Origin of the sequence: Veronia nyctiphanis (assembly GCF_004116385.1) — a bacterium.
GTDB classification, from domain to species: domain Bacteria; phylum Pseudomonadota; class Gammaproteobacteria; order Enterobacterales; family Vibrionaceae; genus Veronia; species Veronia nyctiphanis.
This window is the reverse complement of record NZ_PEIB01000020.1, coordinates 34,605-47,952: the sequence shown is the minus strand read 5'-3', so window position 1 is coordinate 47,952 and position 13,348 is coordinate 34,605. Positions and strand designations below refer to the sequence as shown.

The window sequence follows — 13,348 nt, the reverse complement described above, 5'->3', positions numbered from 1 at the left end:
ATCGCCATGTCTGAAGTCATGAAAAATGACGTGGACGCACTTGAAACCCAAGAGTGGCTAGAAGCTCTGGAATCAGTCGTTCGTGAAGAAGGTGTAGAACGTGCACAGTTCCTGCTTGAGCAAGTCATGGAGCAAGCGCGCCTTGAAGGTGTTGATATGCCAACCGGCATCACCACCAACTATGTAAATACCATCCCAGCTGATAAAGAACCGGCTTACCCAGGTGATGTAAACCTGGAGCGTCGTATCCGCTCTATCATTCGTTGGAACGCGATCATGATCGTGTTGCGCGCCTCGAAAAAAGACCTTGAGCTGGGTGGCCACATGGCGTCATTCCAGTCCTCTGCTGCTTTCTACGAGACTTGCTTCAACCATTTCTTCCGTGCGCCTAACGAGGTGGACGGCGGTGACTTGGTTTATTATCAAGGTCACATCTCTCCGGGTATCTACTCGCGTGCTTTCGTTGAAGGCCGTTTGACTAAAGAGCAACTCGACAACTTCCGTCAGGAAGTAGACGGTAAAGGTCTGCCTTCTTACCCGCACCCGAAATTGATGCCTGAATTCTGGCAATTCCCAACTGTTTCTATGGGGCTTGGTCCTATTTCAGCTATTTATCAGGCGCGTTTCCTGAAATATCTTGATGGCCGAGGTCTTAAGCAGACGTCTAACCAGCGTGTTTACGCCTTCTTGGGTGATGGCGAGATGGATGAGCCAGAATCACGCGGCGCGATCTCTTTCGCTGCTCGTGAGAAGCTGGATAACCTGTGCTTCCTCATTAACTGTAACCTGCAGCGTCTTGATGGCCCTGTGATGGGTAACGGTAAGATCATCCAAGAACTGGAAGGTCTGTTCAAAGGCGCTGGCTGGAACGTTATCAAGGTGGTTTGGGGCAGCGGTTGGGACAAACTGCTGGCGAAAGACACCTCAGGTAAACTGCTGCAGCTGATGAACGAAACCGTTGACGGTGATTACCAAACGTTGAAAGCGAAAGATGGTGCCTACGTTCGTGAGCACTTCTTCAGTAAATACCCTGAGACAGCTGCACTGGTTGCAGACATGACTGACGACGAGATCTGGGCACTGAAACGTGGTGGTCACGAGCCGTCTAAACTGTACGCTGCATTCAAGAGCGCGCAGGAAACCTCTGACCGCCCAACTGTTATCCTGGCGAAAACCGTTAAAGGTTACGGCATGGGGGCAGCGGCAGAAGGTAAGAACATTGCGCACCAGGTGAAGAAGATGGACATGAGCCATGTTCAGCATCTGCGTGACCGTCTTGGCCTGCAAGATCTGGTTTCTGACGAAGACATGGTTAACCTGCCTTACCTGAAACTGGAAGAAGGTTCTGCTGAGCACAAGTACCTGCATGCCCGTCGTGACGCGCTGCACGGTTACACGCCACAGCGTCTGCCTAAGTTCACTGATGAGCTGACTTTGCCTGAGCTGGATAGCTTCAAGCCTCTGCTGGAAGAGCAGAAGCGTGATATCTCGACCACCATGGCATTTGTCCGTGCCCTGAACGTGCTGCTGAAAGACAAAGGCGTTGGTAAGAACATCGTTCCTATCATTGCTGACGAAGCACGTACTTTCGGTATGGAAGGTCTGTTCCGCCAAATCGGCATTTACTGCCCGCATGGCCAGAACTACACGCCAGAAGACCGCGGTGTAGTTTCTTACTACAAAGAGTCGACGTCTGGTCAGGTACTGCAAGAAGGTATCAACGAACTGGGTGCGATGTCTTCATGGGTTGCTGCTGCGACGTCTTACAGCACCAACAACCTGCCAATGATCCCGTTCTACATCTACTATTCTATGTTCGGTTTCCAACGTGTTGGCGACATGGCATGGATGGCGGGTGACCAACAAGCGCGCGGCTTCCTGCTGGGTGCAACGGCTGGTCGTACAACGCTGAACGGTGAAGGTCTACAACACGAAGACGGTCACTCACACGTTCAGGCAGGTACTATTCCTAACTGTATCTCTTACGATCCAACCTTCGCATTCGAAGTTGCTGTGATCATGCAAGACGGTATCCGTCGCATGTACGGCCCTGATCAAGAGAACGTGTTCTACTACCTGACGCTGATGAACGAGAACTACGCACAGCCGGCAATGCCTGAAGGCGCTGAAGAAGGTATCCGTAAGGGTATCTACAAGCTGGAAACTGTAGGTTCAGCACGTCGTAAGAAGAAAGTTCAGCTGATGGGCTCTGGTACCATCCTGAATGAAGTTCGCAAAGCAGCAGAAATTCTGGATGCTGACTTCGGTATCACTTCAGACGTATACAGCGTGACCTCATTCAATGAGCTGACTCGCGATGGTCAGGATTGTGACCGTCACAACATGCTGAACCCAATGGATGAAGCGAAAGTTCCATACATTGCACAAGTCATGGGTACAGAGCCTGCTATCGTTGCTACTGACTATATGAAGAACTACGCCGAGCAAGTGCGCGCGTTCGTTCCTGCTGAGTCTTTCCGTGTACTGGGTACTGATGGTTTCGGCCGTTCTGATAGCCGTGAAAACCTGCGTCGTCACTTCGAAGTTAACGCTGGCTACGTGGTTGTAGCAACGCTGACTGAGTTGGCGAAGCGTGGTGATGTTGAGAAGTCTGTGGTAGTTGAAGCTATCAAGAAATTCGACATCGACACTCAGAAAGTGAACCCACTGTACGCGTAAGAGGCAATTAGACATGGCTATTGAAATTAATGTTCCTGACATCGGTGCAGATGAGGTTGAAGTTACTGAGATCCTCGTCAGTGTTGGTGACAAAGTAGAAGAAGAACAGTCGCTGATTAATGTTGAAGGCGACAAAGCATCAATGGAAGTGCCTGCTTCTCAAGCGGGTATTGTTAAAGAGATCAAAGTAGCGGAAGGCGACAAAGTGTCGACTGGCTCTTTGATCATGATCTTTGAGGCTGAGGGTGCTGCGGAAGCGGCACCTGCTCCAGCAGCAGAAGCGCCTGCCGCTGCGCCTGCGCCAGCTGCTGCCGCTGAACTGAAAGAAGTTCACGTGCCAGATATCGGCGATGACGAAGTGAAGTGACTGAAATCATGGTTGCTATTGGTGACAGCATCGAAGAAGAGCAATCTCTGATCACTGTTGAAGGCGACAAGGCTTCAATGGAAGTGCCAGCGCCATTCGCGGGTGTGCTGAAAGAGCTGAAAGTGAACGCGGGTGACAAAGTGTCTACCGGTTCTCTGATCATGGTCTTCGAAGTAGCGGGTTCTGGCGCTGCGCCAGCGGCTGCTCCGGCTCCTGCAGCTGCACCAGCGGCTTCTGCAGCAAAAGACGTTAACGTTCCTGATATCGGTGGTGACGAAGTAGAAGTTACCGAAATCATGGTAGCGGTTGGCGACACGGTTGAAGAAGAGCAATCTCTGATCACTGTTGAAGGCGATAAGGCTTCAATGGAAGTACCAGCACCATTTACAGGTACTGTGAAAGAAATCAAAGTAGCAGCGGGCGATAAAGTATCGACTGGCTCTCTGATCATGGTATTCGAGGTAGCGGGTGCTGCACCTGCCGCGGCGCCTGCGCCAGCAGCAGCTGCTCCGGCGTCATCTGCGCCAGCTAAAGCGGCGGCTCCAGCGGCGTCTGCACCAGCAGCGACTGGTGAGTTTGAAGAAAACAACGAGTACGCACACGCGTCTCCGGTTGTTCGCCGTCTGGCTCGTGAGTTTGGTGTTAATCTTGCCAAAGTGAAAGGCACTGGCCGTAAAGGTCGTGTCGTGAAAGAAGACGTTCAAAACTTCGTGAAAGATGCGCTTAAGCGTCTTGAATCAGGTTCTGCTGGCGCGGCTGCATCTGGTAAAGATGACGGCGCTGCCCTGGGTCTTCTGCCTTGGCCGAAAGTTGATTTCAGCAAGTTCGGTGAAACAGAAGTTAAGCCTCTGTCTCGCATCAAGAAGATTTCTGGCGCGAACCTGCATCGTAACTGGGTAATGATCCCGCACGTAACGCAGTGGGATAACGCTGACATCACTGAAGTGGAAGCATTCCGTAAAGAACAGAATGCAATTGAAGCGAAGAAAGACTCAGGCATGAAGATCACCCCGCTGGTGTTCATCATGAAAGCAGCAGCGAAAGCGCTTGAAGCCTTTCCTTCGTTCAACTCTTCACTGTCTGAAGACGGTGAGAGCCTGATCCTGAAGAAATACGTGAACATCGGTATCGCTGTCGATACACCAAACGGTCTGGTTGTTCCTGTATTCCGTGACGTGAACAAGAAAGGCATCCATGAGCTGTCTCTTGAGCTGATGGAAGTCTCGAAGAAGGCCCGTGCTGGTAAGCTGACTGCGTCTGACATGCAAGGCGGCTGCTTCACTATCTCAAGCCTGGGCGGCTTGGGTGGTACTGCATTTACACCAATCGTGAATGCACCGGAAGTAGGTATCCTTGGTGTGTCTAAGTCTGAAATGAAACCAGTATGGAACGGTAAAGACTTCGAACCACGTCTGATGCTGCCTCTGTCTCTGTCTTACGATCACCGCGTGATCGACGGTGCAGAGGGTGCGCGTTTTATTACTTACCTGAATGGCGTAATGTCTGACATTCGTCGTCTGGTACTGTAACGCACCACCCGTTTGCGCCAGTGGCAAGCCTGCGACAGCGTTTCAGGTTTGCTAAGACCGGGGGTCTAACTGGCGCGAATTGATGTATTGGTCACAGGCTAACTGGATTAACATTTTCTGCTCGCACTGTCGGCGCTAGAATGACGGCCCCAACTGGGATAGCCCTCATAACGGCACTCGGCACAATAAGCAGCAAATCAAAGCATAAAATCCGTGATTAGCCTGTTAGGGACAAAAGATTACAATGAGGTCAGAATGAGTAAAGAAATCAAAACCCAGGTCGTTGTCGTGGGTTCAGGCCCTGCTGGTTACTCAGCGGCTTTCCGTTGTGCCGATTTAGGTCTGGAAACCGTACTTATCGAGAAATTCAGCACACTGGGTGGTGTTTGTCTGAACGTGGGTTGTATCCCATCGAAGGCCCTGCTGCACGTTGCAAAAGTTATCGAAGAAGCGAAAGCAATGGCCGAGCATGGTGTTGTTTTTGGCGAACCACAAACTGATCTGAGCAAGATCCGCGTATGGAAAGAGAAGGTTGTTAATCAACTGACTGGCGGTCTTGGTGGCATGGCGAAGATGCGTAAAGTTAGCGTAGTTAACGGTTACGGCAAATTCACTGGCTCTAACACCATCGTGGTTGAAGGCGAAGACGGTCAGACAACTGTTAACTTCGACAACGCGATCATCGCAGCGGGTTCACGTCCTCTTGAACTGCCATTTATTCCGCATGAAGACCCACGTATCTGGGACTCAACTGATGCGCTGGAACTGAAAGAAGTGCCAGAGAAGCTGTTGGTTATGGGTGGCGGTATCATCGGTCTGGAAATGGGTACCGTTTACCACGCGCTGGGTTCTGATATCGACGTTGTTGAGATGTTCGATCAGGTTATTCCAGCGGCAGATAAAGACATCATCAAAGTCTTCACTAAGCGCATCAATAAGAAATTCAACCTGATGCTGGAAACGAAAGTGACCACGGTTGAAGCGAAAGAAGATGGTATCTACGTGACGATGGAAGGCAAGAAAGCACCTGCTGAGCCTGTTCGTTATGACGCTGTTCTGGTATCAATCGGCCGTATCCCTAACGGTAAGCTGCTTGACGCTGAAAAAGCGGGTGTTGAAGTTGATGAGCGTGGCTTTATCAACGTTGACAAGCAACTACGTACTAACGTACCGCACATCCACGCTGTGGGTGATATTGTTGGCCAACCAATGCTGGCACACAAAGGTGTGCACGAAGCGCACGTAGCGGCAGAGGTTATCTCTGGTAAGAAGCACTACTTCGATCCTAAAGTGATCCCTTCAATTGCATACACTGAGCCAGAAGTTGCATGGGTTGGTAAGACTGAGAAAGAAGCGAAAGCAGAAGGTCTGAACTACGAAGTGGCGACATTCCCATGGGCAGCATCTGGCCGTGCAATCGCGTCTGATTGTGCTGATGGTTTGACGAAGATCATCTTCGACAAAGAGACTCACCGTGTAATCGGTGGTGCTATCGTTGGTACTAACGGTGGTGAACTGCTGGGTGAAATCGGTCTGGCGATCGAGATGGGCTGTGATGCAGAAGACATCGCACTGACTATCCACGCTCACCCGACTCTGCACGAGTCTGTTGGTCTGGCTGCTGAAGTGTTTGAAGGTTCAATCACTGACCTGCCAAACAAAAAAGCGGTGAAGAAGAAGTAATTCTTCTGGCTGATTTAGCACCGTAAGAAAAGCGTCCAGTTGGGCGCTTTTTTTTTATGCCCAACGATCGCGCGTGCAACCTTTGGTTGCTTGCAGAATATCTCTCCCTCTCAAAAGTTTCAGTTGCAGCGCTGAGTTGCTTTATAGTCATTGGTAGTGACTTAGCGTTCGCTCGGTACTTATCTTTTCCATATTCTCAGCAGGTTGGCTTTCATGGGATGTGCTTTCTCTTTCAGCAAACGATTGGCAGTGATGCTGGCACTGATGTCTCTTTTATTTTCGTTATCGTCTTTCGCCGATGACTTTCCGCAGAGACCCAAGATAGGGCTGGCCCTGAGTGGTGGAGGTGCAAAAGGCGCGGCCCATGTCGGTGTGCTGAAAGCGCTAGAAGAGATGCATATTCCGGTTGACTACATTGCGGGCACCAGCATGGGGGCTTATGTGGGAGGGCTTTATGCCTCTGGGATGACTGCTGATGATATCGAAGTGCTTATTGAATCCATCGAGTGGACTGAGGGTTATCAGGATAGAGCAGAGCGTGGAATGCGTCGGGTTAATACGAAGGCCTCTGATGACAAGTACAATCTCAGGGTCAATATTGGCTTTGATGGAACGGAAATAAAGACCCCGCAGGGTATCGTGCAGGGGCAATATATGAAGCGTATTCTGCGTGAATCGACAGGATCGCTTCCTGAATTCACCTCATTCGATGAATTGGTCTTGCCGTTCCGTGCTGTTGCGACAGATATCGAAAACCTCACCCCTGTGATCCTTGACCGAGGAATATTGAGTAAAGCTATGTTTGCCAGTATGGCCATTCCCGGTGTGCTGCCCGCTGCAAATGTTGATGGCACCCTCTTGGTGGATGGTGGACCCGTGAATAATATGCCTGTCGATGTGTTGAAAGACATGGGCGCTGACATTGTTATTGCAGTTGATATTGGTACCGATTATGCCAAGGCAGACAAGTTAAAGAGCTTCTACCAAGTTACCAATCAATTGATCAATTACATGGTAAGAAGTAGCACAGAGGCTCAAATTGCCAATATGTCTCTAAAGGATGTGCTTTTGACCCCCGATATTGGTGATATGGAAACGGCTGATTTTGAACGCATGCCAGAAGCTCTTCAGAAAGGCTACCAAATCACTTTGCTATCAGATGCCACACTCTCTCCGTTGGTCGTGTCGTCCGCTGAATATCAGGCTTATGTTGAGAGGAAGCAGCAACGCAGAAAGCAACTTGTTTATGCCGATCAGGTTGAGGTGGCAAAGGTGACGATCAGCAATAACTCGCCATACTCTGAACATTTGCTGAAAGAAAAGTTGGGTATAGAAAGCGGAAAAATAGATACGCGTGATCTTGAGGCCGCGATTGAGAATCTAAATGCCCTTGACCGTTTTGAATCGATTGAATACGACCTTCATCAAACAGATGAAGGGAATGAATTACACCTTGAAGTACGTGAACGAAGTTGGGGGCCTAACTTTGTAGATTTTCGTTTTTCGATTGAGGACGATTTCAACGACAACGCGTTTTACACCACGGGCCTGCGAATAATCAACACGGGTTTGAGTGAGTATGGCGCAGAGTTAAGCACTGAGCTAGAGATGGGTAACAACCGTGCCGTAGGAGTAGGCCTATTTGTGCCTTTGGGTCCATCCCAGAAATTTACCAGTCGTTTTTGGGGCAAATACTCAGCGACACAAGCGACTGAATTTTTCCAACCTGGTGATGAGCCGAGCCTAGATTCCGACGATATTTACAAGGATACGTTTGTAATAGAGCGCAAGGAACAATGGAGCATGGGGGGAGAGCTTAGCTGGCAACCCACGCTTTGGAGTGAGCTCAGCATTGGTTATGAGTATCGGGTTGGAGAGCTCAACCAGTTAAATTTATTTAAGCGCAATTTCTCGCGTGAAAGGCCCTATGTGAGATACACCATGGATACTCTCGATGACAGGGTTTTTCCGTCAAAAGGCAGTTATCTGTCAGCAATGTATAGTTGGGTATCTGACAGTTTAACCGCCGAAGCGATTCTTGGGCCGACAGACATAAAGTCGAAGCAATTAGATGTTGAGCTACTCCATGCGGCGAGTTATGACAAACACACGTTATCTGGGAAACTAACCTATTCTGGAACCGCAAATATTCTTGATGTTACTGAGGTCTCGGCGTTTGGTAGCTATAAACAGACCAACCTCCTTATTGAGCCTCGTGAGTTGGGTGGCTTTTCAATCTATCGGGATTGCCCAGAGGTCGCCTGATTGGTAACAACAGCGTACTTGGATCGCTGATATACAGGTATCGCCTTCAGGATAATGATTTCGGGTTATTCAAAACGCCTTTATATGTGGGGGCTTCTATTGAACGTGCAGCAATATGGAATGGCGCAGGCTTGTCGTTTGACGACATCCCTTTCTATAACGCAGGCAGTGTCTTTGCTGGCATGGATACGATAATTGGGCCGGTACTATTGGCGTATGGATTGACCGAAAAAGGATATGATTCTGTTTACTTGAGCCTGGGTACGCAATTCTGACTTGATTCGTCATTAACCGTTCACCAGTTACCTACAAAAAAGCCGCGTCATTGAAACGCGGCTTTTATATCTATTGTGGCTTAAAGTTTGAAACGCCCAACCAAGCCATCAAGCTGGGTGGATAAATGGTGCAGTTCTTTACTCGATTCCGACATCAGTGCAGCAGTTTCAGCGGTACGCAGTGTCGTTTCATTGATGTCTTCAATGTTCCGGTTGATATCATTGACCACGGTTGACTGTTCTTCGGTGGCGGCAGCCACTGTGGTGTTGATGTCCGAAATTAAAATGATCTGTTGATTGATTTGTGCCAGTGCGCCGGAGGCATTATCAGCGGCTGTGACCCCTTCGCCTGTCAGGGCCTGAGAGTGCTCCATCGCAATGACCGCATTTTGCGCTTCTTGCTGCAATTGGTCGATCATCGTCTGAATCTCATTGGTCGACTCTGCCGTGCGGCTGGCAAGGCTTCTTACTTCGTCGGCAACAACCGCAAAACCGCGACCTTGTTCACCAGCACGCGCCGCTTCAATGGCTGCATTGAGTGCCAGCAGATTTGTTTGCTCAGAAACACCACGAATAACCTCGAGAATGCTGCCGATTGCGTTGGTATTCTCAGCCAGATTCCGAATAACCTCTGCCATTTTGTCCATATCTCTGGCGAGCTGGTTAACGGTGTCTCGGCCAGTGACAACAACTTGCTGACCCGTCGAGGTTTCCGTTGCGGCTTGATTTGCAGAGTCTGCGGCATGCGCTGCGTTAGAGGCAATCTCATTGACAGTCGCACCCATTTCGTTGATGGCAGCGACGACCTGAATGGTGCGATCGCGTTGGCTTGTGCTGTTGTCTTCGGTTGTTTTCGCCTGATAAGACACAGTTTCTGCCGCGCGATTCAATGACTGGCTAGTGTCTGATACGTCAGTGATCAGGCGATGTATCTGGCTGACAAAGCTGTTAAAGCCTTGCGCCAGTTTCCCGATTTCGTCGTTACTTTCGACCGGAATGCGTTGGCGCAAATCTCCCTGTCCTTCACCGATGTCTTTAAACACATCTGCGAGCTGGGTGATCGGACGGACAATGCTGGCGGCAACAAACACGGCAACAGTAGCAAAGATCAGGCAGACGATGATTGCGATGAAAATGAGGCTCTGACCTGTGGTGTAAAGTTGCTCGAAGACTTCTTTTTCGGGGACTTGTGCGACAAGAAACCAGTCAAGCGCGGGCACGTATTCTGATGCCAGAACCATGTCTTCGCCATCGACCTGAACGGTTGTCAGGTTAATGCCACCTTTCCTCAGCAACGAGCTGGTGTCGCCTTGATAAAGGTTACGAATGTTGCTGCTTCCTATTAAGCGGCTGTTTTTATGAAGTTTGATTTGACCGTCGCCAGACGCCAGATAGACGAAGCCAGTTTTCTCAATGGTGAATTGGTTCAGCATATCTACCATGCTGTCCATGGAGCGAGATAACCCAGCCAGTGTTTGTCCGTTGGTGAGCTGATAATTAACAAACAGCTTCATATCACCGTTGGCTTCACGGAAAAGGTGCGTCATTTCGGGTTTGGCTGAATCACGGAAGTCATAAAACCAACCATCCTGACCACGGTTCAATTGACGGAGGAAGCCATTTTGATTCCAGTAATGCGCAGTTGTGCGGTTCGCGATGGAGGCATCTGTCAGCTTGTACTGTTGCTTCAGTTTTCTCAGAGACTCAACGATCATCTGCTGATTTTCATCAACGTCGGGGTTTGAAACGGCTTTTATCATCATTGGGTTATTCGCCAGTGTCTCTGCGGCATGTTCAAGTGCAAATACGTCTGCCTCGAGTTGCTGACTGATACTGTCCAGTGTCATAGGCAACTCCCGTTCCATCAGGCGCTGTTTGATAATGCTGTATGATTTAAAGAGGCTAAGCGAGCACAATATAAGGGTGGTGGTTATCACGCTGATACTAACGCCATGATAAGCTTTTGCTTTATAGTCAGATGCATAAACTTCATGTTTCTCTCCGAGAACCGCCAAGGGGCGCGGCTACGTTGTAGTGAATTTTTATAAGTAGGAAAAACGCGGAGCAACTTCGAATGGTTTTTGAGTGTTCATTGAGAAGAATTTTTACCGCTGCAGTTCTTTTGTCGGCAATTTTCTCCTCAACTTTAACCTTTGCAGAAGAAAAGTCTGAAAGACCTAAAATCGGCCTTGCCCTCAGTGGCGGTGGTGCGAAAGGTGCTGCGCATGTTGGCGTATTAAAAGCGTTAGAAGAAATGCATATTCCTGTCGATTATATTGCAGGCACCAGTATGGGCGCCTACGTTGGTGGGTTATATGCTGCAGGCATGAGTGCAGATGAAATTGAAGTATTGATAGACACGATTGAGTGGAATCAGGGATATCAGGATAGAGAGAGCAGGGCGGACCGCCGTGTTCATTCGAAAGCCTCTGACGATAGGTACAATATACAGGCCAGCATTGGCTACGAAGGCACCGAGATAAAGACACCGCAGGGGATTGTTCAGGGACAATACATGAAGCGCATTCTGCGTGAGTCGACAGGAACACTGCCAGCGTTGGAGTCCTTCGACGATTTAGTGATTCCTTTCCGCGCCGTGGCAACAGACATTGAAAACCTCGGTACCGTGGTGATTGATAAAGGTGTGTTGACGAAGGCGATGCTCGCAAGTATGTCGGTGCCCGGCGCATTACCACCGGTTAAGTTAGATGGGAAGTTGCTGGTGGATGGTGGCTCAGTGAACAATATGCCCGTGGACATCGTTAAGGCGATGGGGGCAGATATCGTCATCGCCGTTGATATCAGCACTGACTACGCGAAAGCGGACAACCTAAAAACCTTTTATCAGTCAGTAATCAGCTCATTAACTTTCTCGTTCGCAACACCACAAAGGCGCAGATTGCTAATTTATCAGACAAGGATGTGCTACTGACACCCGCTGTTGGTGACATGGAAACGGCTGATTTCGACAGAATGCCGGAAGCACTCCAAAAGGGTTATCAAATAACTCGTCTCTCAGAAGCATCGCTTAAGCCACTGAAAGTCGACTCTGCGGTCTATCAGGATTATGTTGAACGCAAACAGGCGCGTAGAAAGCTTCTTGAATTTGGCGATCAGATGACGATTTCTGATGTTGTTATCAATAACAACACGTCCCTGTCTGATGAGGTGTTAAAAGACCGCCTTGATGTCGATCTCGGTCTTCTCGATACTGCAAAACTGGAAGAGAGTATTTCCAACCTCAATGCGTTGGATCGCTTTGAGTCAGTTGATTTTGAAATACATAAAAATGACGGCAGTAATGCTCTGTTTCTCGATGTCGAAGAAAGAAGTTGGGGCCCGAGTTTTCTCGATTTTCGCGTCAATATTGAGGATGATTTCAGTACCAGCACCCTTTATTCTGCGGGGGTCAGAATCACCAATACTGGCCTCAGCGAATACGGTGCGGAGCTGATGACTGAGCTTGAGTTAGGTAATCGAAAAGTGGCGGGTGTAGAACTGTTCGCGCCTCTCGTTGCGTCACAGGAATTTTTTATTCGTCCATGGGGTAAATATATCGCTGAGCAAGTGACGCAGTACGATCTGACGGATGACGAGAAAAAAATTGATGAACAGGAAAGCGTTATCATTCTGACCTCAAGAACGAAAGAATGGAGAATGGGCGCTGAATTGGGCTGGCAACCAGAACTTTGGAGCCAGTTTAGCGTCGGTGCTGACTTTGTGGTGGGGGAAGAAACAAGAGGCGGTGCTCTGTTTCGCCGTGAGTTTAGCCAAGACAAGCAGTATATCAGTATTACACTTGATACCCTTGATAACCGAGTATTTCCGTCATCAGGAAGTTACTTCCATGCTCAGCTGAGCTCAGTCAGAGATACCGTTCTTGATAACCAACTCTTTGAGAAAGTCATCGACTCCAATCAAGTGGAAGTCGAATTATCACATGCTCAAAGCATTGGACGTCATACTCTCTTTGGAGAGTTAAGTTATCAGGGGACGGATGTTGACAGGGCTGCTGCTATCACAAGTTTTGGTTTTGATACTGGGGAGCTTGTTGTGAGGCTTCGCGAGCTTGGTGGCTTATTTAACTTATCAGGCCTCCCTCAAGGCAGGCTGCGTGGCGATAACTCAGCCTTTGGCTCATTGATCTACAGGTATCGCCTTCAAGATAACGATTTTGGTCTTTTTAAAACGCCTGTCTATGTGGGTGCCTCTATTGAGCGAGGATCAGTGTGGAATAACCCTGACTTTTCGATAAAAGACATACCATTTTACAATGCTGGCAGTATATTTGCGGGGGTAGATACGATTATTGGTCCGGTGTTGGTTGCTTATGGCATTACCGACTCGGAACATGATTCTTTCTATCTCAGTTTGGGTACGCAGTTTTAACGTTTAACGGGCTCTGGCAACACTATATCGCTGTACTTTCAACATACTGGCGGTGACTTGTTGTGTTCTGGGGCCTTATTTTAAATTTTGGTTAAAAAGTGCTAACATGCCCGCTCGGTCGCACAGGCACCCAGCTTTTGCGTTGGCGGCTTTCATTATTT

General features: G+C 49.0%; 4 protein-coding genes and 3 pseudogenes. 6 read left to right on the top strand and 1 reads right to left on the bottom strand.

Going from position 1 to position 13,348, the window contains the following annotated elements; all coding sequences use genetic code 11:
* Nucleotides 1-6 precede the first annotated feature (6 nt).
* The 5 genes and pseudogenes from aceE (at nt 7) to CS022_RS26490 (ending at nt 8,798) form a co-directional block, all read left to right on the top strand.
* Nucleotides 7-2,679 (top strand): pyruvate dehydrogenase (acetyl-transferring), homodimeric type, encoded by a 2,673-nt coding sequence (gene aceE, locus CS022_RS15395; protein WP_129123044.1) that lies wholly within the window; start codon nt 7-9, stop codon nt 2,677-2,679.
* Nucleotides 2,680-2,692: 13 nt separating this feature from the next.
* Nucleotides 2,693-4,575, top strand: a pseudogene (gene aceF, locus CS022_RS15390) (pyruvate dehydrogenase complex dihydrolipoyllysine-residue acetyltransferase).
* Nucleotides 4,576-4,830: 255 nt separating this feature from the next.
* Nucleotides 4,831-6,258 (top strand): dihydrolipoyl dehydrogenase, encoded by a 1,428-nt coding sequence (lpdA, locus tag CS022_RS15385; RefSeq protein ID WP_129123043.1) that lies wholly within the window; start codon nt 4,831-4,833, stop codon nt 6,256-6,258.
* Between the two features lie 213 nt (nt 6,259-6,471).
* Nucleotides 6,472-8,523: a patatin-like phospholipase family protein gene (locus CS022_RS15380; protein WP_235869545.1), complete on the top strand. Its 2,052-nt coding sequence runs from the start codon at nt 6,472-6,474 to the stop codon at nt 8,521-8,523.
* The gene (locus CS022_RS26490) at nt 8,505-8,798 is read left to right on the top strand and encodes a hypothetical protein (RefSeq protein WP_235869544.1); all 294 of its coding nucleotides are present in this window, start codon (nt 8,505-8,507) and stop codon (nt 8,796-8,798) included. The genes CS022_RS15380 and CS022_RS26490 overlap by 19 nt, the downstream gene beginning before the upstream one ends.
* An 80-nt stretch (nt 8,799-8,878) precedes the next feature.
* Here the strand turns inward: CS022_RS26490 and CS022_RS15375 are convergent.
* Nucleotides 8,879-10,791 (bottom strand): annotated as a pseudogene (locus CS022_RS15375) (methyl-accepting chemotaxis protein).
* An 81-nt stretch (nt 10,792-10,872) separates the two neighbouring features.
* Here CS022_RS15375 and CS022_RS28175 point away from each other — a divergent pair.
* Nucleotides 10,873-13,187: pseudogene (locus tag CS022_RS28175) on the top strand (patatin-like phospholipase family protein).
* Nucleotides 13,188-13,348 lie beyond the last annotated feature (161 nt).

What these genes read in the sequence shown, in the direction of transcription:
- aceE (WP_129123044.1), top strand. Translation starts at nt 7, where the DNA reads ATGTCTGAAGTCATGAAAAATGACGTGGACGCACTTGAAACCCAAGAG.
- lpdA (WP_129123043.1), top strand. Translation starts at nt 4,831, where the DNA reads ATGAGTAAAGAAATCAAAACCCAGGTCGTTGTCGTGGGTTCAGGCCCT.
- CS022_RS15380 (WP_235869545.1), top strand. Translation starts at nt 6,472, where the DNA reads ATGGGATGTGCTTTCTCTTTCAGCAAACGATTGGCAGTGATGCTGGCA.